The following is a 22,545-nucleotide window of genomic DNA, read 5'->3' as shown; positions in this document are numbered from 1 at the left end:
GTATCAATTAAGAGTAAAGCTCGTGCCTTCGCGCCCATCTTTGAGCTGAATACCCATAGCTTGCAGCTCATCTCTGATTTTATCACTGGTAGCAAAATCTTTATTTGCTCTTGCTTCAGCCCTTAATTGAATAAGTAATTCAACAGTTCCGGAAAGCTTATCACTGATGTCAGAAGAAGCTTCGTTAATGTTTACCAATCCTAAAACGTCAAATACAAATGCGTTCATCGCTTCTTGAAGCAGCTTATAATCAACTTCTGATATAGTGGCTTTATCTTCTTTAACAGAATTAATAAACTTAACGGCTTCAAATAATTTTGCGATTAAAATTGGACTGTTGAAGTCATCATTCATCGCTTCATAAGATTCGTTAACCCACTTCTGAACATTAAACCCTTCTGTAACTTTATTAATTTTTAAATTCTCTAAAGTTTTAATGGAGTCCATTAATTTAAAGAATCCTTTTTCTGAAGCTTCTAATGCATCATTCGAAAAATCTAAAATACTTCGGTAATGTGCCTGAAGCATAAAGAATCTTGCTACAGTAGGAGCAAAGGCTTTGTTTAGTTTTTCACTTTCGCCGTTGAATATTTCAGCTGGTGATAGTATGTTTCCGGTGGATTTGGACATTTTCTTACCGTCCAAAGTAAGCATATTTGCGTGCATCCAATAATTCACAGGAGTGACACCACAAGCTGCTTCTCCTTGTGCAATTTCACATTCGTGATGAGGAAATTTAAGATCCATTCCGCCTCCGTGAATATCAAATTGTTCACCAAGATATTTAGTGCTCATTACAGTACACTCGAGATGCCAACCAGGGAAACCATCGCTCCAAGGGGATGGCCAGCGCATAATGTGCTCTGGTTCTGCTTTTTTCCATAGTGCAAAATCCTGTGGATTTTTTTTATCACTTTGCGCTGTTAATTCTCTAGTATTCGCAATCATATCTTCAAGATTACGACCACTTAATTTTCCGTATTCATTGGTTTCATTAAATTTCTTTACATCAAAATATACAGAGCCATTAGCGACATAAGCAAAACCATTGTCAATAATAGTTTTGATAATTTCGATCTGTTCTACGATATGACCTGTAGCAGTGGGTTCTATGCTTGGCGGTATATTATTGAACTTAGCTAAAATGTTATGGAAATCTAAGGTGTAACGTTGCACAATTTCCATAGGTTCCAATTGCTCCAATCTTGCTTTTTTAGAAACCTTATCCTCTCCTTCATCCGAATCATTTTCTAAATGTCCGGCATCGGTTATATTTCGCACATAGCGCACTTTGTATCCTAAATGTTTAAGATATCTATATACCAGATCAAAAGAAATAAACGTACGGCAATTTCCTAAATGTACATTACTATAAACAGTAGGTCCACAAACATACATTCCAATATTACCTTCTGTAATAGGAGTAAATATTTCTTTCTGACCTGAAATGGAATTGTAAATCTTTAGTTCCTGAGTTTTGTACAACGGAGCTGCTGCCATGATTTTAAAAAATACTTGTAGTTATTGGTTAAAGATAAAATTAAAAAGTAGTATCTAGTTTGATATAGTCTAAAAATTCTCTGCGTACAGCTTCATCTTTAAATTTACCACCAAACTCGCTAGTTACTGTGCTGCTTTCTATATCTCGGATTCCTCTTGAATTTACGCATAAATGTTTGGCGTCTATGACACAAGCAACGTCTTTGGTGTTTAAAACTACCTGAAGATCCTGAACAATCTGCATCGTTAAACGTTCCTGAACCTGAGGACGTTTTGCATAATAATCGACGATACGGTTCATTTTTGATAATCCAACTACCGTTCCGTTAGAGATATATGCGACGTGTGCACGACCTACTATGGGTAATAGGTGATGCTCGCAAGTAGAATATACTGTGATGTTTTTTTCTACTAACATTTCACCATACTTGTAGTGATTGTCAAAGGTAGAAGCATCCGGTTTTCTTTGCGGATGTAACCCTGAGAAAATCTCATTTACAAACATTTTTGCAACTCTTAACGGAGTTCCTTTAAGACTGTCATCGTTTAGATCTAATCCCAAAGTTTCCATAATATGTTTGACATCGTCTTTGATAAGAGCAATCTTTTCTTTGTCACTCAGTTTAAATGCGTCTTCTCTCAGAGGAGTTGTTGCGCTAGTAGCTACATGATTATCACCTAGCGCTTCAATAGCTTCAAGGGCCTTGTCTATCTTCACAAATTCAAAATTTTATTATTATTAAATCGAAAATTATCTCCTGATTAAGAAAATGATTTCAATTCATTCTTTTTTAATCTCCCGCTATATACTTTCAAAAAGAGTTTATAAAATCAGTTTATACAACGATTTATTATAAAATCAATCCCAAACGGGCTGCAAAGATACGATTTTGTCTATTTACTTAGTAAAAGCTATGTTAACAATTATAAATATTATAAGTGTGATTGAAGCACTATATTTTAAAATTTGTAAATTTAATTCCTACATAACAAAATGAACGAACCTACGTTATATAAATTATGACAAAAAAACTACCTCAAATCTTATTCTTTTTTGTACTGTTTTTTTTTACTAGTGCATTAATAAAAGCACAGGACTTTGATACAGCCTGTCAAAATACTCAGCCTTTTTGTTCTGATGCATCTTTAGAATTAACTTTCCCTAATACGACTCTTAATATTGATGGGCTGGGAGAGGTGGGATGTTTGAACACTACTCCTAATCCATCTTGGTACTTTATACTTATAGATGAATCTGGAGAATTGGTTTTTGATATTCGACAATGGGTAGATGCAGATGGAGACAATCGTTTAGATCGTAATGAGAGACAGTTGGATGTAGATTTTATTGCTTGGGGACCATTTCAGACCTCATTTATCATCAATTGTGAAGATGAATTATCTAGAGGTTGTGACCGTAATGGCGACGGGGATAATATTCGTCCTGCTGAATGTGCGAATAATGTGGATGAGCCTGACTTTTATATTACTGATGGGGATAATACTAATATCGTTGATTGTAGCTATGCCAGAACATCAGATGATAATTTTATAGAAACTTTTACGATTCCTAATGCACAAACAGGTGAGTTTTACATTGTGTTAATTACCAATTTTGCTGATGAGCAAGGAGTGATACAATTAGAACAGACCAATTTAGGACAAGAAGGTGCAGGAACCACTGATTGTAGTGTGTTGGAGCCAGGAATTCCTCAAGAAAGGATAGCTACATGTGGGGATTTTCCGTTAACTGTAGAGGGTAGATTTCCGGCGAGTAATGGTCCTCCTGCTGTTCCTGCAGCGGTGACTTTTCAATGGTCTCGTGCAGATTTAGGAGATACTAATTTTGTAGATATTCCCGGAGCAACACTTCCTTTTTATGATCAGGTAAATTCTAATGGTATATATAGGTTAAGGGGATTTGACGCTAATGGTATTGAAGTTCCGGATTCTCCAGACCAGGTTTCAGTATTGGATGTTTCTCAAATTACTTTTCAAGTAGATTATATCATTACAGAAGAATCTTTCTCCGGATTTTACACACTTACGGCAGAGGTGTCTACAGACCCAATTGTTGAGGCAGAAGGATTTACGGATTTCGAATACCGATTAGATCGCGATATAAATATGGATGGAAATTTTGTAGAATACAGAGCTTATCAGTCTTCTCCGGTTTTTGAAGGGATTCCTCCCGGTGATTATAGAATTATTGCCAGATATGCCAATTGTCCCGATAATGAGGAAACATCAATAGATATAATGATTCTTGGGTATCCTAAATATTTTACACCTAATGGTGATGGTTTTCACGAGACCTGGAATTTAATAAATCCAGAAGATCAACCAACTCCCGCTTTGGTGTATATTTTTGATAGACACGGTAAACTGCTTAAACAGCTTAACCCTTCTGGAGCCGGATGGGATGGTACTTATAACGGTAACTTAATGCCATCTTCTCAGTATTGGTTTAGGGTAGAGTTTAATGAACAAGCTGATCGAGATCCAAATAGACCTAGAAAAGTATTCGCCGGTAGTTTTTCTTTGATTCGGTAAGAACTAAAAAGTTTTCATTTTCTCTAGTTTCTGTAAGTTGATTATTCTAAGTGACCTGTTTAATTTGGATGATAATTTTCAATTTAAAACTATTTGAATTTAGCTAAACTTTTTCTTAGGGTTTCTTGCTATATATTTGTTTTATATAGGAAGCTATTAAGAGCTTAAGAAATAGACGAATCCATCATCGATTTAAAAACTAGCAATGATTAAGAATATACCAGGGTTTATATTGTTTTTATCTTTTTTTATATGTACAAATCTCAGTGTAGCCCAAGGCTCTGTTTGTGCTGATTCTGTAGGTGATGATGGGGCAGATCCTTTTTGTAGTAATACGGGTATTGTTTTTCCTAATTGTAACAGTTCTAATAGTAGTTGCGTAAGTAGTTCTGAAATTGGCCCAAATTATGGTTGTCTGGCAACACAACCTTTTCCTGCTTGGTATTATTTGCAGATAGAAGATACTGGAGCTTTAACTTTTCGAATTTCACAATCCTCTAATGAAGATGGAACGGGTAACCAATTGGATGTGGATTTTATATGTTATGGTCCTTTTTCTGATCCGGTTTCTCCTTGTACAGCTCAGCTAACAACAGCAAATACAGTAGATTGTAGTTACTTGCCGGATGCGGTAGAAACGATGACTATTCCAGCTGCTACATCAGGCGAGTTTTACTTGGTCTTAATAACTAATTTTTCTGAACAACCCGGATTTATAAGTTTTCAGCAAACTGGTGGTGCAGGTTCTACCGACTGTTCGATTTTAGAGGCAGCACTAGGGCCTAATCAGGATATATGTGGCTCAGATCCTGTAATCTTGGATGGGACATCAGATGGGGCAATTCGTTATGAATGGTCGGTATTTAATGAAGCAAGTATGATGTTTGAAGTTATTTCAGGAGAAACCAGTCCAATATACACAGTAACAACTACAGGACGTTATCAACTGTTGATAGAGGATATAGATGGTAATACTGAAGTTGATGAAGTGCTTATTACTTTTTACGCTCCTCCGGTTGTTGCAAATCCTCCGATTGATTTAATGGCTTGTGATGATGATGGTAATGGTTTGGAAACTTTTGATCTTACTCAAAATTCATCACTTATTATAGGAACACAAGATCCTAACGAGTTTACAGTTACCTACCACTTAAGTGAACAAGATGCACAGAATTATACTGGTGCAATAAATGATAATATTATTGAGATCCCTGAAACATTTGTAAATACAGCAGGAGAGCAAACTATATGGGCTAGAATTGGAGGAACTAACCAAATCTGTTCTGAAGTTGTATCTTTTGTGGTAAGGGTCTTTCAAAATCCGATTGCCAATGAGCCGTTGGATATAGAGCTATGCGATAATGATCTTGATGGAAACGATGCCAACGGTATTGTAGCATTTGATCTTTCTAATGTGCCAGCAGAGGTCTTAGGTGGCCAGAATGCATCAGATTTTTTGGTTTCTTTCTATATCTCGCAAGCTGAAGCTGATGCTGGAGTTTCTGGGACCGAAATACCTCTCAATTATTCTAATATAAGCAACCCACAAACTATATACGTGAGGATAGAGAATGCATTAGAACAAAGTTGTTATGAAACTACTAGTTTTCGATTGATTGTCAATCCACTTCCGGTTGTAGCTCCAGTGGTTTCGTTATTGCAATGTGATGATGATACAGATGGCATTTCTCTATTTAATTTATCAGAAGCAAATACACTAATATCTACGAACGCTGCAAACGAAACTTTTGCATATTATCTCACAGAATCTGCTGCAATAAGTGCTGATTCTTCAGATCAAATAGTAGATTTTACAGTGTATCCAAATCCTATTCCTATTAGTAGCACAGTTTTTGCCAGAGTAGAATCAAATGAAGGTTGTTTTAGAACCGCACAGATTGATTTGGTAGTTTCTGCCACGCAGATCCCTGCAAATTTTAATCTTACCTACAGTGTTTGCGATACTACAGAGATTGATAATGATGATACTAATGGTGTTGCCACTTTTGATTTCAGCGATGCTACTAATCAGGTTAATGCTCTGTATCCAACGGGGCAAAATTTAATAATTACGTACTATGAAAATTTAGCAGATGCACTGGCAGAAGAGAATGCAATTAATGATCCTTCAAATTATAGGAATGATATCTCTCCTTTCAATCAAAACTTATATGTAAGAGTTGACGATGGCACGAACAACGGATGTTTAGGTCTGGGAGAACATATTCAATTAGTAGTAGACCCATTACCCTCCAGTAATGTGGTAAGCGATTTTGTTTTATGCAGTAATGATCCTGATCAGGCAGGCTTTGATTTGACTCAAAAAGATTCAGAAGTAATTGGCTCTCAAACTGAGACCTTATTAATTAGTTATCATCGAACAGAACAGGAAGCAATTAACAACACCGGAGCTATCATTGGGTCGTTTCTGAATGATACAAATCCACAAACCATATGGGTTCGCTCTCAATTTGATGAAAATAATAACGGAGTAGGGGATCCCGACGAATGTTTTAGGGCTACAATATCTTTTGACTTACGTGTGCTTCATAATCCGGAGTTAATAAATCCAGACCCAATTATTATATGTAATGATCAGGTAAATACGGTGTATGACCTAACCATACGAGAAGATCAGATTATAGGGACTAGTACAAATGTTACACTTTCCTATTTTGAATCTCAGAATGACCTAGATACTGATAACCCTATTCAGAATCCTGAGTCTTACACGAGCACCGTATTAGGCAGGGATATAATTGTGGTGGGTGAAGATAGCAGTAATGGTTGTTTTTCAAGTGTAATACTTACCTTAAATACCGTATTATATGATGATTTCAATCTAGCACCAAGTCCATTGGAGACGTGTGAACTCAATGAAGATGGTGTTGGGGTGTTTGACCTTACACTGTCTTTACAAGATATACTTAATCTTACCGATGCCGATGCTTCAAATGATTTGATTGTTTCGGATTACGATATATCTTACTATGAAGCTCAACAGGATGCGGAGATGGGTAGTGCCAGTATAATAGCGTCTCCTTCGTCTTATCAAAACACACAACCTTTTAGTCAGATCATTTTTGTCCGATTGGATCCGGTAGAAATTGATAATGATTGTTATAGAATAATTCCTGTACAATTGACAGTAAATGAATTGCCTGAGTTTATGCTAGAAGAAGCGTATGTGCTTTGTCTGGAAAATGATGGTGCAATTATTAATTTGTCACCTACGGATGTTATAGATACTGAATTAGATGAAACCTTATATGCTTTTCAATGGTTTATTGGAAATACCGTAGCACCAGGGAACGAAATTCCCGGAGAGATAGGATCAAGCTATAATCCTGTTACCTCTGGTCAATATACGGTTTCGGTAACAAACATACAGACTACTTGTGTATCTTCTGCTACTACAACAGTTACAGAATCATACCCGCCGCAACCTGAGGACTTTGAAGTAGAGCTCCTTTCTGGTGCTTTTTCTGATAATGCAACCATTCAGGTTATCGTTAGTGCAGATGCGATTGGAGAATATGAATATAGATTAGATAATGGTGACTGGCAAACCTCTCCAATATTCACTAGGGTTTCCAGAGGAGAACATATAATATTTGTTAGAGATGTAAATATGTGTGCTGAGATTGAGTTGCCTGTAGAATTCGTTGTTGATTATCCAAGATATTTCACTCCTAACGGTGATGGTTTTCACGAAACCTGGGGAATCACAGGAAATGATAATGTTCAAATTAATGGAATTCTCATTTTCAACCGGTTTGGTAAATTGCTTAAAGATTTAGGTGCTTTAGGTGAATGGGATGGAACTTATAATGGAAATCTATTGCCATCAAGTGAATACTGGTTTAAGGTGAGGTATACAGAAAATGGAGTATTAAAAGAGTTTAATGCTAGCTTTTCATTAATTAGATAATAGCCGTTTCTATGGATATAAAAAAAGATGAGTTGATTTTTGAACCAACTCATCTTTGTTATATGCGACTTATTAAAACTATAAATTTAAACCTAATGTAAACGTAAGATTATCTCTATAACTATCTATCGTAGCAAAATTGCTAAAGGCAGAATTAGAATAGAACTGTTGATTACGCCGTTGTTCAGAATAATCATACGCAACATCGAATTTTATTTTACCAAAATTGTAGCCAATTCCTAAAGATATCCCTTCTCTATTTCCAATAGTAAATTCATTTTTATAGGGACTTTCTTCATATACATAACCACCTCTAAAACTCCAGTTACCATTTCTGAATTCTCCACCCATTCTTAGTGTTGAAGCCCCTTGTAACGTATTTTCTATTTCCCTGTTCACCTCAGAAAAATCATCAAATCCATCAGAATCGAATTCGGTGGATCCATAATCCTTATAGGAGTAATCTAAACTAATTAATCCTCTTTTACCAAATAACACGGCCACACTACCTGTTGCTCTCGCAGGAGTGCGTAGTTCATACTCAGGAAAAACATTAATTACATTAGGATCAACCAGGTTGATATTTCCTGAATTATCAATAGTTCTTACCCTTTGCGTGGTTTCTTCTTGTATGTAATACCAGGTGGGAGATTCGAAAGAAGCTCCTAATCTAAGCATATTAGATACTTTAAGAATACCACCGATTTGAGCAGAGAAACCTGATCCAATCGTAGAAAGTCGGTTGATAAAAGTAATATCTGTAATCGAACTACCTGCATTGTTATTAAATTCAATAAAATCACTCACTCTGTCATAATTGATAAAATGAGAATTTAAATTTACTCCAACATAAAAGTTATCGTGTATTTGTGCACTTCCATTTATGGTAAATTTTCCATTTAGTCCAGTGCTTTCATAATAATAGTCCTGTGTTACGGTATTATTGATATTACTTACTAGAGCAGGAGAATAAGAAATGTTATTTTCGTCATTAGGATCATCCGCTATTATAATACCACTTTGATTTCCTAGAAAGGCTTGTTGATATCTAAAACCATTAGAGCCGCTATTTTCTCCAAGATCTATGTAAACACCTTGAATAGATTCATTACTACCAATCGGCCCGACTATGGATAAAGGAACGCCTTGTGCTTCTCCTAAAAAGTATTCAGCTATTGAGTTGCTACTATTTCCAAAAACAAAAACTTCATCAGCAAGGTCCGTGGTTTGATCATAGGCTATACCTAATGAAAACTTATTAAATTTTGAAGATTCATTTCTGTTATTATAAACAAAAACAGCACCAATTTGGTTAAAGTTAAAATTGGAAGATGAAGCTGTGGTGCCAAAACTGTTAAGATAAAAAGCATCATTTTGAATATTAGATGTGGAAAGCGTCAATGATCCCGAAGAACCCAAATAAACAGCGGAACCTGCGGGGTTTATCTGTAATGCAGACATATCGCCTCCTAAAGCACCAAACGCTCCACTCATACCTCTAAACCTTGCAGTTCCTAAAATATCCTGCTGAGAATATCTCACGGCATCGGTAATATCTTGTGCGTTCAAAAAAGGCATAGATAGTACACCTATGAATAAAAATATCTTTTTCATAAACTAATAATTACGTTCTTTTAATTGATGAAAGCTTATCTTCTTCCTCCGCGACTTCTTCCTCCTCGGCTACCACCACGTGACCCGCTGCTTCGGCTTGATCCGCCGCCTCTGTACGAACCAGAGCTTCTACTTCCACTTCTGGAACCGGAATAACTCCTTGTCCCAGAACTATTTCTGGAACTTCCCCTGTACGATCTGGTGCTGCTTCGGTTAGGAGAACTAGACCTGGATCTTGAATAGGTGTTGTTTGAAGAACGTGATCTGTCAGAGTATGTAGAGGTTCTTGTTCTACGATTATTATCGGCAGAAATTCTCCTCCTATTATTGTATGTACTACGATCATACGCTCGACTTCGGGATCTATTATTAGTGTAAGCTCTTGATCTTGAGTTGTAAACACCACGGCTTCTATAATTGCTGGCGTACCCATTTCTGAAACCTACGTTTCTAAATCCGCGATTGAGAGCAACTCTATTCCTTCCGTAGAATCCATATCCATAATTGTAGTATGGGGGACACCAGAATCCACCACCATACCAATAAGGGTTACCCCATCCAAATCCTGCATTCCAACCCCAACCGGCGTTCCATCCCCATCCAAATCCAGGGCCCCATCCTGCGTTCCATCCCCAGGTGTTCCATCCCCAATTATTCCATCCCCATCCTATACCAGGTCCCCAGGCATTCCATCCCCAATTGTTCCATCCAGTATTAATGATATTTACCGAAACTTCATCATAGTCACTACCCCAGGCTGGTTGACTGGCTTCATAATTCAAGGCCACATCTGTAGTATCAGATGTATTGTAGTTTTCGCTAGAATATGAATCTATATCTGTGAAAATAGCATCTTGTTGTATTACATTATCAATCTGAGCAGATTTTTCTGAAAAGTAATTAGAATAATAATTAGAATTGTTATTGGTTTCTGTTGTGGTTGGCTGAGGTTCATAATTACCTTGGCTTCTTGCTTCACCATAAATACCATCATCATAGGATGCATACTCATAAGAACCACAAGATGTCAACATAAGTACCGAGGCTGCAAGAATCATCCCGACAGCTCCGTTTTTTTTAAAATAAATTTTAAGTCGCATATCTCCTTATTTTATTGTTGAACAATACAAATTTAGTTAGTTTTGCGCTAACTATTTTTTATTTAACAAAGTCACAACATTTGTGCCAAATAGCAGGTTATGAGCAAAAATCTAACAAAACGTAGTGAAGATTATTCTAAATGGTATAACGAACTGGTCGTAAAGGCTGATTTAGCTGAAAATTCAGCGGTAAGAGGGTGTATGGTAATCAAGCCCTATGGGTATGCGATTTGGGAGAAAATGCAGGCAGAACTGGATAGAAAGTTTAAGGAAACAGGACATCAAAACGCATATTTTCCGCTATTTGTTCCAAAAAGTTTATTTGAAGCTGAAGAAAAAAATGCCGAAGGATTTGCTAAAGAATGTGCTGTAGTGACGCATTATAGATTAAAAACAGATCCTAATGACACCTCAAAATTAATTGTTGATCCAAACGCTAGATTAGAGGAAGAACTCATTGTTCGCCCGACTTCTGAAGCTATCATATGGAATACATATAAAGGTTGGGTTCAGTCATACAGAGATTTACCTATTTTAATTAATCAATGGGCAAATGTAGTTCGTTGGGAGATGAGAACACGCTTATTCCTGAGAACAGCAGAATTTTTATGGCAAGAAGGTCATACCGCTCACGAAACCAGAGATGAAGCGATTGCTGAAACCGAGCAGATGAATAATGTATATGCCGATTTTGTTGAGAATTTTATGGCAATTCCAGTAATTAAAGGAAGGAAAACTGAAAGCGAACGATTTGCTGGAGCAGAAGATACGTATTGTATAGAGGCTTTAATGCAAGATGGAAAAGCATTACAGGCTGGGACATCACATTTTTTAGGGCAAAACTTTGCAAAAGCTTTTGATGTGAAATTCACTTCTAAAGAAGGAAAACTGGATTATGTATGGGCTACTTCCTGGGGAGTCTCTACAAGATTAATGGGAGCACTAATAATGACACATAGTGATGATAATGGATTAGTATTACCTCCTAATCTAGCTCCAATACAAGTTGTTATTGTACCCATTTATAAAGGAGAAGAGCAGTTGAACCAAATTTCAGAAGTTGCGAATGAATTAGTAAGTGATTTAAGAAGTAAAGGTGTTTCTGTAAAGTTTGATAATAGAGATACGCATAGACCCGGAGCAAAGTTTGCACAGTATGAATTGCAAGGAGTTCCCTTAAGAATAGCGATTGGCCCTAAAGATTTAGAAAAAGGAACTGTAGAATTAGCTAGAAGAGATACTTTAACAAAACAATTTGTAAACAAAGATGAGGTAGTTGACACCATAGAGAATTTATTGAAGGAAATTCAGAAAAGTCTTCATGAAAAAGCAACTCAGTTTAGAGATGATCATATTACAGAGGTTTCTTCGTTTGATGAATTTAAAGAAGTTTTAGAGAGTAAAGGAGGATTTATATCAGCCCATTGGGATGGTACTGTAGAAACTGAACAAAAGATAAAGGAATTAACTAAAGCAACGATACGTTGTATTCCTTTTGATACAAAAGAGGAAAATGGTAGCTGTGTATATAGTGGGAAACTCTCTAAAGAAAGAGTGTTATTTGCTAAAGCATATTAATTTTAGAAAAAAATAAAATAACACTTGCGCCATTAAAAAATAGTTGTATTTTTGCATCCGCAATTAGACAAACAACTATGGCCCGTTCGTCTATCGGCTAGGACGCCAGGTTTTCATCCTGGTAAGAGGGGTTCGATTCCCCTACGGGCTACGAATTAAAAAAAAATTGCAAGTTTAGAGTGAAAGCTATAAATTTGCAATCCTTGAAAAAGGAAAAAGGCCCGTTCGTCTATCGGCTAGGACGCCAGGTTTTCATCCTGGTAAGAGGGGTTCGATTCCCCTACGGGCTACGAATTTTATAGTAAAAAAATTTAACAAAGAAAAGATGGCAAATCATAAGTCAGCATTAAAGAGAATTAGAAACAGTGAGGCTAAGCGTCTTAGAAACAAATACCAGCATAAAACTACACGTAATGCTATCAAGAAATTACGTGAAGCTGATAAGAAAGAGGCTGAAACATTGTTTCCTTCTGTAGTTTCTATGATAGATAGATTGGCAAAGCGTAATATTATCCATGATAATAAAGCAGCGAATCTAAAATCTAAATTAGCAAAGCACGTAGCAGCTCTTTAATTTAACGGAGTTTTAAAAAAAAATACGTAAGCTTCTTCACTCTTGTGGAGAAGCTTTTTTTGTTTTTTAAATAATACTTTTATTCGGTTATATGTAACCTAAGAGTGGTTGTAAGTGTCTTACAAGGAAAATCTGTGAGATGAATACAAAATTTTCTTATTATTTAGAGCTAGCCGCCAGATGGCACGTTTTTATTTTATTATCTATATATGGTTCGGGTAAACTATTAGGAGGTCAATTTTACCGAAAAGGAAAGTTACCTGAAGAAATTGCAAAAATTCCTTTGTCTGACGTAGGCGGCTTCGACTTGGCTTGGACTTTTATGGGATACTCCTATACCTATATCTTGGTCATAGGAATTTCACAATTAGTTGGTGCTTTTCTTCTTTTATTTCACAAAACCAAACTTATTGGTGTGGCGATATTAATGCCGATTTTGGTTAATATTATTGTTTTTGATGCTGTCTTTTTTGAAACCTATGGGGCTTTGGTAAGTGCCTCTATATACTTTTTACTTTTGTTTTATATTTTGTGGTACAATAAGGAAAATGTAATAAAGTCAATTAAAGCACTTACAGCTGAGTTGACTCGTGGTCATAAGGTTAATAATAAGTTATCAAGTGGGCTTATTACGATGGGTTTTGTTATCGGAATAATGATGCTAATTTTTGGTGTAGAACAACTAGTCGTTAATTATTTGGGTCACTAATTTTATTCTTCGCTTCAATCCATCGCGACATATATTCTGTGCTCTTCATTGTGTGGTGTTGTAATAAAGAACCAATGAAATTCTGAGTACGATGTTCTTCAAGATTGTCTTGTAGTTGTAAAATGTAGTGAATAAATGGGTTGATAAATTTTTCTTTATTAAAACGAGTGTTGATGATTTCTATTCCATTTTGTTGCGCTTGGTACCAGATGTTTTGGTTTTGGTATAGTCTCACAGCCGCACTTGCAAATTCTTCTGGTTTATCTTTGACAAAGCCACTCCAGTCACAGTCATCTCCGAGCATTCCTTCTGCTCCGATGGTTGTAGTGATACTTGGAGTGCCGCATAGCATAGCTTCTGCTAATTTGCCTTTGATTCCGGCGCCAAAGCGTAACGGAGCAAGGCATATGCGTGCTTGTTGCATTACTCCCTGTGCGTTTTTTGTCCAACCTTTTATATGAAAACCTTGCTGTGGATTGTGTAGTTGACTCGCTTTTGGAGGTGGATATGCTCCAAAAACGTGAAGCTCAGCTTCTGGCAATTGTTTTTTGATTAAAGGCCAGATAATGTTTTTAAGATATTGTACGCTGTCCCAATTTGGCTCATGGCGAAAATTACCAATGGTAATAAAATGTTTTCTTTCATCATATAAAGGCCAGTTCGTTTTGGTCTCTACTGTTATTGGATCTAACAAAAACGGCAGGTAGTATATGAGTTCGTTGTTGATTTTAAATTGATCTGTTAAAATACTGATTTCTGCATCAGAAATCAGTAAAGAGAGATCGCAGCGATATATACTTGCTACCTCTCTTTTGGTGATGTCATTTTTCTTATAAGTAGAATACGTAAATGTTCTACCTGTTTTAACAGTTTCTTGTCTGGTTCTTCTGAGGCTATGCAGATCTTCTGTGTTTAAAATTCTGAGTGCGTGTGGAATATGTTTTGCAACTCTCCATCCAAACTGTTCTTCAGTCATGAACCTGTCAAATATGACTATATTTGGTTTTAAATCTTGTACAAAACGATCAAAACTAGGGTGGTTAATTTGAACCGTTATTTTGGAAATACCCAGACTTTCTATATCATAGCGATGATCACTTTCTGATGCGGTACTGGCAAAAGTGATCTTATAATCGTTTGATAAGAATAATTGTATTAATTGAAGCATTCTGATTCCTGCAGCGGAGGAATTGGGCTCGGGCCATACACTACCAATAATAAGGATCTTATTCATTGTCATATATTAATAAAAAAAGCCTCAGAAATTTCTGAGGCAGTAATATTATTTAAAAAAATAGTTTTTTATGATAACTTAGAAAACATGGTTTCCATTTTTTCTTTCTCCTCTTGCGCCAAAATCTCGTCAACTAAGATGCGGCCGCTATGCTCATCAGTGATAATTTTTTTACGAGAAGCAATCTCCATTTGAACTTGTGGCGGAATTGTGAAGAAAGAACCTCCTGAAGCTCCACGCTCAATAGGTACAACGGCTAATCCATTTTTTACATTCTTTCTTATTCTTCTGTATGCAGCTACTAATCTTTCTTCTATATTATTCTGAAAATCTTCGGATTTAGCAATCAAAGCTTGTTCTTCTTTTTCAGTTTCAGCAAGAATAGCGTCAAGTTCACCTTTCTTATGTGCAAGGTGCTTATTTCTTTCTGCAAGACGTTCTTTTGTTTGATCAATGATCTCATTTTTTTGAACGATCTGTGCTTTAAACTCTTTAATATGTTTTTCTGATAACTGAATTTCTAATTCCTGAAACTCAATTTCTTTACTTAGAGAGTTGTACTCACGATTGTTACGCACATTTTTTTGTTGCTCTCCGTATTTTTTGATTAGGGATTTAGCTTCTTCGATGAGGTTTTTCTTATTCTTAATGCTCTCATCAATAGTTTCAAGATCAGTATTTAGTTTTTCTAATCTTTTGTTTAATCCGGCTACTTCATCTTCAAGATCTTCTACTTCTAATGGAAGCTCTCCACGTACATTTCTGATCTCATCAACTCTAGAGTCAATTAATTGCAAATCATATAATGCTCTTAATTTTTGCTCAACAGTAACTTCTTTCTTTGCCATATTTTATATGTATTGAATGGGATTGGTATTTTTATCCGATAAAATGATTGCAAAATTACTGATTTTTTTTCTAAGATAGCTAACAATTAGGTTTTTTGTGTATTGTTCGCTTTCATAATGACCAATATCTGCTAGAATTAGCTTGTTTTCTGCTTCATAAAACTGATGATATTTCAGATCTGCTGTAATAAATATATCTGCTCCGGCAGCTTGCGCATTTCTTATAGCAAAACTACCACTTCCTCCCAAAACTGCTACTTTTTTAATAGGTTTTCCTAAAAGCGCAGAATGCCTTATACAGTCAGTTTTAAAAACTCCTTTTAGATATTTTAGAAATTCTACTTCTCCCATTTCTTTAGGTAGTTCTCCAATCATACCCATACCAATCTGCTGATTTTTATTTTCGAGGGTTGTGATTTCGTATGCTACCTCTTCATAAGAATGATGGCTTAATAAAGCTGATATAATGTTACTTTCAAGATGTTTTGGAAAGGTAACTTGTAGTTGAGTTTCATTCTCGCGGTGCGTTTTGCCAATTTCTCCTATAGAAGGATTTGCTTTTTCTGAAGCTCTAAAGGTTCCTGTCCCTTCAGAAGAAAAACTACAATGATCATAATTACCAATACTTCCGGCACCGGCTTCAAAGAGTTTTGATCTCAAATATTCTATTTCCTTACTAGGTACAAAAGTCACAAGTTTTTTTATAGTTCCGCTTTGCGGAATTAAAATTTTTCTATTGATCAATTCAAGCTGGTTACATATCATATCGTTTACTCCTTCTAATGAGTTATCAAGAGCAGTGTGGATTGCATAAATAGCAATATCGTGCTTTATAGCTTTCATAACTACTCGTTCTACATAGTTGCTACCATTAAACTTTTTAATACCTTTAAATACAATCGGATGAAAGCTAACAATAAGATTACAGTTTGTTTCTATTGCTTCATCCACAATTATTTCTAAAGTATCTAACGTGACCAGTATTCCTGTAACAGTAGTATTTTTATCTCCAACCAATAACCCTACGTTGTCAAAATCTTCAGCATAATTTAAAGGAGCTAAAGTTTCAAGGTGTTGTATGACCTCTTTAATTTGCATTTGTAACTGTTTTAAATATTAATGGAATGTAAAAAAAACTTTTGACAATAATCAACATTTCATATGGTAATAATATCCATTTGAAAGGCTATATCGAACTCTCTAAATATTTATCCTAATATGTTTTAAAATTTTGTGATGGCTCGTTTCGTTTTATACATTTGCCTGAGAAGATTAGCAACTGCAAGTTTATTGGTTTGGATTTATTAAGAAAAATACTTTTACCGATTGTTCCTTTTTACTATCTCGTGACTTGGTTGCGCAATAGGTTGTATGATTTAGGAATCAAAAAATCGGTTTCATATGATCTGCCGGTGATTGCAGTTGGAAATTTAAGTGTTGGAGGTACAGGGAAATCGCCAATGGTAGAATATCTTATTCGTTTATTAAAAGATAGAGCAAAATTAGCAACCTTAAGTAGAGGATATAAAAGAGATACTAAAGGGTTTCAGTTAGTAGAAATTAGTTCTACCGCCAGAGAAGTAGGAGATGAGCCATTACAGTTTAAAACTAAATTTACCAATATTACTGTGGCTGTTGATGCAGATAGGCGCAATGGAATATCAAATTTGACACAACTGAACCCTAAACCAGAAATTATTCTACTAGATGACGCTTATCAACATCGTAAAATAAAAGCAGGTTTATATATTCTTCTGACTGCTTATTACGATTTGTATTGTGATGATATAGTATTGCCCACCGGGAATTTAAGAGAGCCTAGAAAGGGTGCTGATAGAGCTGATATTATTGTAGTTACTAAATGCCCAAATGATTTGGGAGTTAGCGCTCAAAAAACAATAACAAAGAAGTTAAAGATAAAGCCGACTCAAACAATATTATTTGCTACCATTGATTACGGTGGCGATATTATAAGTATGTCTGGAAAAAGATCGGTGGAATCACTGAAAAATACTTCGTTTACATTGGTTACAGGAATAGCAAATCCACAACCCTTACTTGATTATTATCGCTCTCTGAAACTCGATTTTATCCATATTAACTATCCCGATCATCATAATTTTACAAATACTGAAATTGAACAGTTGCAAAAACAGAATTGTATACTCACCACAGAAAAAGATTATGTAAGGTTAGTTTCCTATTTTTCTGAAGAAGTACTGTGGTATCAGCCAATCGAGATGAAATTTATTGCAGATGCAGAAGTTTTTGATAATAAAATTCTAAACTTTATAAAAAAATGAGACCTTATTTAAGGTCTCATTTATATATTTTGGCTAACTCAAACAAAGAAAAATGATTTTCTGTGCTGAATTAGATACGGATCAATAGATGTGCCAAACTATTAAGAAGTGGTCTGTTTTTTTGATAAGGCTTTATGTAGCTTGGTAAAAAACTCTTCCGTTTTATAGGGTTTGGGGATGATATCGTTAAAACCATTGTTGTAAAATTCGTCTAAATTATCATCTAAGGTTACAGCGGTTAATGCTACGATCGGAATTTCAGTATCAAATTCTCTAATCAATTTGGTAGCCTCGATTCCGCTGATTCCAGGCATATGAATATCCATGAGAATCAAATCAAACTCATTGTTTTTTGCTTTATTAACAGCAATATCTCCATTATCAGCAACATCGCAAATCATTTTGTTCTTCTCTAAAATCTTTCTGGTGATGAGTTGATTAATTTTATTGTCTTCAACCACCAGAACTCTTTTATCCACCATTACACCATAATCTATTTTCTTAGCTTCTTCCTGATAATTAGAAACCACATCTTCGAATACTTCAAATTTTAGATCAAAATAAAATCTGGATCCTTGTCCAAGCTCACTTTCTAATTTAATTTCACTATCCATTAATGAAAGTAAATTTTTAACGATAGATAATCCTAAACCGGTACCACCAAACTTACGGTTGATTTGAACAGATCCTTGTGTAAAGTTCTCAAAAATGCTTTGTTGTTTTTTGTCAGATATTCCAACTCCATTATCTTTTATTTCGAAGTTGAGAAAAACCTTATTTTCGATGCGATTAATCATCTTTACTTTGATCCAGATATCACCATTTTGTGTAAACTTAATCGAGTTACCTATCAAGTTAATAAGGATCTGGGATATTTTTAGCGGATCGCCTTTGAGTTTGGTAGGGATGGATTTATCAAATTCATAATGCAGTTTGTTATTTCTATCCTTAGCAGATTTTCCTAAAGCAATTAATACGTCGTTGATCCTCTTTTGTAAATTAAAAGAGGTGTTTTCTATTTCCACCTTGTTAGCTTCCAGTTTATTTAAATCTAAAATATTATTAATTAAAGAAAGAAGGTATTCTCCTGAGAATTTCAACGAATTAAGATGCTCTTTTTGATTGGGAGTGGGACTTTCTTCTAAAAGTAAATGAGTCAATCCTGTAACTGCGTACAGCGGAGTTCTTAGTTCGTGAGTTATAGTAGACAAGAATTGCACTTTAGCTTCGCTGGCTCGTTCTGCATTCTCCTTTGCTAGAATGAGCTCAGTGTTTTTATTTTGCAGTAACTCATTAGCCCTTGCCCTTAGGTTGTTATTTTTATAAAGTGATAATGTAAGAAGCGAAAGGATCGTAATCAGTGCAATACTTAAAATTGTAGTTAGGCGGCCTAATTTTAAAGATTTCTGTTGTTGTTTGTTTTCTTCTGTTAACTCCTCTATTTTCACCTTTTCATCTCCCAAATTTAATTTTGCTCTTGCTTCTTGTGCAATGATTTCTTTATTAATATTGAATAGAGAATCTTTAAACTGTTGATAAGATTTTAAATTATCCAGTGATGTATTATACTCTTCTTTCTTTTCGTAAATCTGGCTATACAGTTCAAAGCTTTCGGATTGTATTTCGAGATATTTCATTTCTGAACCTATCTGCATAGCTAAATCATTTGTCGCAATTGCTTCATCTAATAATCCCAAAGCCATTTGAGCACTTGCTTTATTAGTGTATAATTTTGCTTTATAATAAGATTGATTGAGGGCCTCAATTTTCGGAAGTGCGCTATTAAAATGTTTTATAGCAACTTCAGGCTGATTCATTTCTAAAGCCAATAATCCGACATTAATTTTTACCGGACCTTCTAGTTTTTCTAGATTATTTTTTTCAATATAAGAATAGGCTAGTTCAAGATTTTTTTTAGCCTTATCAAAATCTTTTAGTTTGGTATTGAGAGATCCAAAAACACTATAAGAACTGGCTAATGCAATTTCATCATTTTCTTCAGTTTGTATTTTTATAGCATTTTCAATTTGTTCTTTTGCACTTTGGAGATCGCCAAGTTCTAGGTATAATTCTGCTAAAACCCGATTGGTTTTAGCTCTATATGTTTTGTTTTGGTTTTCTACCGCTAGCTCTTTTGCTAATGTTATATTTTCTAAAGCAGTAGCCAATTGAGCCGTGTTAATGGCATCCGATGCTTTAGAAAGGTAATTTTCAATAGAGTCCTTAACTCCAATATTTTCCTGGATTTCCTCAGTTTGTGAAGAAACCAAAAAACTAAAGTGAATTAAGGTTGCTAGTATAAAATATTTGATTTGGGTTGGCATTTTTCCTCGAAATAACTCAACTAATATAGTTATTTATTAGAAATGTTGATAATTAAATCCATTATTCTGTTGCTATATCCAATTTCATTATCATACCAGCCAATGATTTTTACCATTTTTCCAATAACTGAGGTCATCAATGAATCAAATACACAAGAGTGTGGATTTCCAATGATATCCACGGATACGATTGGGTCCTCTGTATATGCTAATATGCCCTTTAGATTGGTTTCTGATGCATTTTTAAAAGCATTGTTAATTGCTTCTATCGAAGTTTCTTTTTTAACATTAAATGTGATATCAGTTAAAGATCCATCCGGAACCGGAACCCTAATACCGCATCCTCCTATCACATTACTGAGCTCAGGAAAAATTTTAGTTAAAGCCTTTGCAGCACCTGTGGTAGTTGGAACAATTGATTGGCTTGCTGCTCTTGCTCTTCTTAAATCGCGATGAGGTTGGTCGTGTAAACTTTGATCCGTAGTATAGCTATGAATGGTGGTTATGTAAGCCTGTTCTATGCCGCAAAGTTCATCAATTACTTTAATCATCGGGGCGGCATTGTTGGTGGTACAGGAGGCATTAGATATAATGGTTTCTTCACCTTCGAGAATGTGTTCGTTTACTCCTAAAACTATCGTTTTTATGTAATCGTCAAGAGGAGGAGCAGAAAGAATTACTTTTTTAGCACCAGCCGTAATATGTTCTTGGGCAGCTTCTTTGGTTTTAAATTTTCCTGTAGCTTCCACTACAATATCAACGTTGTATTGTTTCCAATCACAATCGATCGGATTAATACTGTTTAATAAAGGAATCACTTTCTTACCAACAATAATCTGTTTATCTGCATATGATATATTGTGAGTAGATACTCCATGTATGCTATCATATTTAAGAAGATGGCTTAAGGTTTTTGCATCTGCTAAATCATTGATGGCTACTACTTCGATATTAGAATTATCAATTAAGATTCTCAATAGATTACGACCGATTCTTCCGAATCCATTGATAGCTACTCTTATAGGTGTATTCATTACGTACTTACTTATAAAATTAGGTCAGGTGTTTCTGAGCTTTATAAGAAGAACGTACAAGCGCACCGCTTTCTACGTGTCTAAACCCCATTTCCAAACCAATTTCTTCATATTTTTTGAATTGATCAGGAGTAATAAATTGTTTTACGGGCAGATGTTTCTTACTAGGTTGTAAATATTGACCGATGGTGACGATATCTAAATTTACCGCTCTTAGATCTTTCAATACCTGTATTACTTCTTCTTCTGTTTCACCAAGACCCAACATAATTCCGCTCTTTGTTCGATTAATACCTTCATCCTTTAGATATTTCAAAACTTCAAGACTTTGTTCATATTTTGCTTGTATACGGACTTCTCGGGTTAGCCTTTTAACAGTTTCCATATTATGCGAAACTACTTCAGGTTTCACGGCAACAATCCTGTCAATATTTTTAGTTTTTCCTTGAAAATCAGGTATCAAGGTTTCTAAGGTAGTCTCAGGATTCATTCTTCTAATTGCCTGTATAGTTTCTGCCCAAATAATGGAGCCACCATCAGCTAAATCATCTCTATCAACAGAAGTAATCACTGCATGTTTTATATTCATAAGTTTGATGGAACGAGCAACTTTCTCTGGCTCTTCCCAATCGACAGTTTCGGGTCTTCCGGTTTTAACACCGCAGAAACCACAAGATCTTGTACAGATATTACCTAAAATCATAAAAGTAGCTGTGCCTTCACTCCAACACTCACCCATATTAGGACAGCTGCCCGAAGTGCAGATGGTATGGAGATTGTATTTGTCTACCAAGCCTCGGAGTTCTGTATATTTCTTTCCGGTAGGTAGTTTTACACGCAACCATTTTGGTTTTCCCTTTGGAGGAGCTACCGTAGTAACATCATTATTCATACTTAGCATTATTTTAGGCAAAAATACGAAGAAAGCTGAGATTAGAATATAGTTTTAGGATTTCTTAAGTGTTTCTCCGCTTATCGGGTTTTTAGAATTTCTTGTTTAAAAATTAATGTTAGTTTCCATACAGATCATTACAAATTTTTAGTTTGAGTAGTTATCTAAATTTTTGTGTTTCTAACAAATTTAAGTTCAAGAATTACAAAAAACGTGTTTAAAAGGGAATTTTTAGACCACTTTTTAGAGTAAAATTATCATGTAGAGGTGTCGAAATTTTATTCTGCAATAATTATTCTTTAGTTTTGGTTATCAGTGTTTTAACCTAAATTTTGATATCTAAATTAATGT

At 35.2% G+C, this 22,545-nt stretch carries 16 protein-coding genes and 2 tRNA genes; 8 read left to right on the top strand and 10 right to left on the bottom strand.

Annotated elements, in window-relative coordinates; translation table 11 throughout:
• Positions 1-3: 3 nt before the first annotated feature.
• Both cysS and folE read right to left on the bottom strand, forming a co-directional pair.
• Positions 4-1,500 carry a cysteine--tRNA ligase gene (gene cysS / locus ACE94K_RS21680; RefSeq protein ID WP_378177554.1) on the bottom strand — a complete coding sequence of 499 codons (1,497 nt, stop codon included), beginning with the start codon at positions 1,498-1,500 and terminating at the stop codon, positions 4-6.
• Between the two features lie 40 nt (positions 1,501-1,540).
• Positions 1,541-2,218 carry a GTP cyclohydrolase I FolE gene (folE, locus tag ACE94K_RS21675; protein ID WP_378177551.1) on the bottom strand — a complete coding sequence of 226 codons (678 nt, stop codon included), beginning with the start codon at positions 2,216-2,218 and terminating at the stop codon, positions 1,541-1,543.
• A 302-nt stretch (positions 2,219-2,520) separates the two neighbouring features.
• Between folE and ACE94K_RS21670 the strand changes: the two genes are divergently transcribed.
• On the top strand, positions 2,521-4,053 hold the full coding sequence (locus ACE94K_RS21670; protein WP_378177548.1) for a T9SS type B sorting domain-containing protein: 1,533 nt from the start codon (positions 2,521-2,523) through the stop codon (positions 4,051-4,053).
• A 205-nt stretch (positions 4,054-4,258) separates the two neighbouring features.
• A complete protein-coding gene (locus ACE94K_RS21665; RefSeq protein ID WP_378177545.1) occupies positions 4,259-7,984 on the top strand; it encodes a T9SS type B sorting domain-containing protein in 3,726 nt (1,241 codons plus the stop codon).
• Positions 7,985-8,062: 78 nt separating this feature from the next.
• Here ACE94K_RS21665 and ACE94K_RS21660 read toward each other — a convergent pair whose 3' ends face one another.
• Both ACE94K_RS21660 and ACE94K_RS21655 read right to left on the bottom strand, forming a co-directional pair.
• Complete coding sequence (locus ACE94K_RS21660; RefSeq protein ID WP_378177542.1) at positions 8,063-9,598, bottom strand: OmpP1/FadL family transporter; 1,536 nt, start codon at positions 9,596-9,598, stop codon at positions 8,063-8,065.
• Positions 9,599-9,633: 35 nt separating this feature from the next.
• Positions 9,634-10,698, bottom strand: coding sequence for a hypothetical protein (locus tag ACE94K_RS21655; RefSeq protein WP_378177539.1), 1,065 nt, complete (start codon positions 10,696-10,698; stop codon positions 9,634-9,636).
• A 99-nt stretch (positions 10,699-10,797) separates the two neighbouring features.
• Here ACE94K_RS21655 and proS point away from each other — a divergent pair, with 99 nt between their 5' ends.
• The 5 genes from proS (at position 10,798) to ACE94K_RS21630 (ending at position 13,559) form a co-directional block, all read left to right on the top strand.
• Entirely contained in the window at positions 10,798-12,276 is a 1,479-nt protein-coding gene (proS, locus tag ACE94K_RS21650; RefSeq protein WP_378177536.1) for a proline--tRNA ligase, read from the top strand.
• A 79-nt stretch (positions 12,277-12,355) separates the two neighbouring features.
• Positions 12,356-12,427: transfer RNA gene (locus ACE94K_RS21645), tRNA-Glu, on the top strand.
• 67 nt (positions 12,428-12,494) lie between these two features.
• Positions 12,495-12,566: transfer RNA gene (locus tag ACE94K_RS21640), tRNA-Glu, on the top strand.
• A gap of 35 nt (positions 12,567-12,601) precedes the next feature.
• Positions 12,602-12,850 carry a 30S ribosomal protein S20 gene (rpsT, locus tag ACE94K_RS21635; protein WP_378177534.1) on the top strand — a complete coding sequence of 83 codons (249 nt, stop codon included), beginning with the start codon at positions 12,602-12,604 and terminating at the stop codon, positions 12,848-12,850.
• Positions 12,851-12,989: 139 nt separating this feature from the next.
• Positions 12,990-13,559, top strand: a complete 570-nt coding sequence (locus tag ACE94K_RS21630; RefSeq protein ID WP_378177531.1) for a hypothetical protein — start codon at positions 12,990-12,992, stop codon at positions 13,557-13,559.
• Here ACE94K_RS21630 and ACE94K_RS21625 read toward each other — a convergent pair.
• The 3 genes from ACE94K_RS21625 to ACE94K_RS21615 form a co-directional block, all read right to left on the bottom strand.
• The gene (locus ACE94K_RS21625; RefSeq protein ID WP_378177528.1) at positions 13,540-14,793 is read right to left on the bottom strand and encodes a glycosyltransferase; all 1,254 of its coding nucleotides are present in this window, start codon (positions 14,791-14,793) and stop codon (positions 13,540-13,542) included. The genes ACE94K_RS21630 and ACE94K_RS21625 overlap by 20 nt on opposite strands.
• A gap of 68 nt (positions 14,794-14,861) precedes the next feature.
• Entirely contained in the window at positions 14,862-15,641 is a 780-nt protein-coding gene (locus ACE94K_RS21620; protein ID WP_378177525.1) for a zinc ribbon domain-containing protein, read from the bottom strand.
• A gap of 3 nt (positions 15,642-15,644) precedes the next feature.
• Entirely contained in the window at positions 15,645-16,739 is a 1,095-nt protein-coding gene (locus ACE94K_RS21615) for a Nif3-like dinuclear metal center hexameric protein (RefSeq protein WP_378177522.1), read from the bottom strand.
• A 197-nt stretch (positions 16,740-16,936) separates the two neighbouring features.
• Here ACE94K_RS21615 and lpxK point away from each other — a divergent pair, with 197 nt between their 5' ends.
• Complete coding sequence (gene lpxK, locus ACE94K_RS21610) at positions 16,937-17,944, top strand: tetraacyldisaccharide 4'-kinase (RefSeq protein WP_378177519.1); 1,008 nt, start codon at positions 16,937-16,939, stop codon at positions 17,942-17,944.
• Between the two features lie 101 nt (positions 17,945-18,045).
• On the opposite strand, the gene ACE94K_RS21605 is transcribed toward lpxK, so the two are convergent.
• From ACE94K_RS21605 to lipA, 3 genes are read right to left on the bottom strand one after another with little or no spacing between them, the layout of a single operon-like run.
• Complete coding sequence (locus tag ACE94K_RS21605; protein ID WP_378177516.1) at positions 18,046-20,268, bottom strand: response regulator; 2,223 nt, start codon at positions 20,266-20,268, stop codon at positions 18,046-18,048.
• 29 nt (positions 20,269-20,297) lie between these two features.
• A complete protein-coding gene (gene gap, locus ACE94K_RS21600; RefSeq protein ID WP_378177513.1) occupies positions 20,298-21,302 on the bottom strand; it encodes a type I glyceraldehyde-3-phosphate dehydrogenase in 1,005 nt (334 codons plus the stop codon).
• A 19-nt stretch (positions 21,303-21,321) separates the two neighbouring features.
• The gene (lipA, locus tag ACE94K_RS21595) at positions 21,322-22,194 is read right to left on the bottom strand and encodes a lipoyl synthase (RefSeq protein ID WP_378177510.1); all 873 of its coding nucleotides are present in this window, start codon (positions 22,192-22,194) and stop codon (positions 21,322-21,324) included.
• Positions 22,195-22,545: the final 351 nt, after the last annotated feature.

Origin of the sequence: Aquimarina besae, from assembly GCF_042434905.1 — a bacterium.
Taxonomy (GTDB): Bacteria; Bacteroidota; Bacteroidia; order Flavobacteriales; family Flavobacteriaceae; genus Aquimarina.
The sequence above is the reverse complement of the archived record's forward strand: the minus strand, read 5'-3'. Positions and strand labels throughout refer to the sequence as shown.

What these genes read in the sequence shown, in the direction of transcription:
- gap (WP_378177513.1), bottom strand. Translation starts at nt 21,302, where the DNA reads ATGAATACACCTATAAGAGTAGCTATCAATGGATTCGGAAGAATCGGT.
- rpsT (WP_378177534.1), top strand. Translation starts at nt 12,602, where the DNA reads ATGGCAAATCATAAGTCAGCATTAAAGAGAATTAGAAACAGTGAGGCT.
- lipA (WP_378177510.1), bottom strand. Translation starts at nt 22,194, where the DNA reads ATGAATAATGATGTTACTACGGTAGCTCCTCCAAAGGGAAAACCAAAA.
- ACE94K_RS21665 (WP_378177545.1), top strand. Translation starts at nt 4,259, where the DNA reads ATGATTAAGAATATACCAGGGTTTATATTGTTTTTATCTTTTTTTATA.
- ACE94K_RS21660 (WP_378177542.1), bottom strand. Translation starts at nt 9,598, where the DNA reads ATGAAAAAGATATTTTTATTCATAGGTGTACTATCTATGCCTTTTTTG.
- ACE94K_RS21625 (WP_378177528.1), bottom strand. Translation starts at nt 14,793, where the DNA reads ATGAATAAGATCCTTATTATTGGTAGTGTATGGCCCGAGCCCAATTCC.
- ACE94K_RS21630 (WP_378177531.1), top strand. Translation starts at nt 12,990, where the DNA reads ATGAATACAAAATTTTCTTATTATTTAGAGCTAGCCGCCAGATGGCAC.
- ACE94K_RS21620 (WP_378177525.1), bottom strand. Translation starts at nt 15,641, where the DNA reads ATGGCAAAGAAAGAAGTTACTGTTGAGCAAAAATTAAGAGCATTATAT.
- ACE94K_RS21615 (WP_378177522.1), bottom strand. Translation starts at nt 16,739, where the DNA reads ATGCAAATTAAAGAGGTCATACAACACCTTGAAACTTTAGCTCCTTTA.
- ACE94K_RS21605 (WP_378177516.1), bottom strand. Translation starts at nt 20,268, where the DNA reads ATGCCAACCCAAATCAAATATTTTATACTAGCAACCTTAATTCACTTT.
- ACE94K_RS21670 (WP_378177548.1), top strand. Translation starts at nt 2,521, where the DNA reads ATGACAAAAAAACTACCTCAAATCTTATTCTTTTTTGTACTGTTTTTT.
- proS (WP_378177536.1), top strand. Translation starts at nt 10,798, where the DNA reads ATGAGCAAAAATCTAACAAAACGTAGTGAAGATTATTCTAAATGGTAT.
- cysS (WP_378177554.1), bottom strand. Translation starts at nt 1,500, where the DNA reads ATGGCAGCAGCTCCGTTGTACAAAACTCAGGAACTAAAGATTTACAAT.
- ACE94K_RS21655 (WP_378177539.1), bottom strand. Translation starts at nt 10,698, where the DNA reads ATGCGACTTAAAATTTATTTTAAAAAAAACGGAGCTGTCGGGATGATT.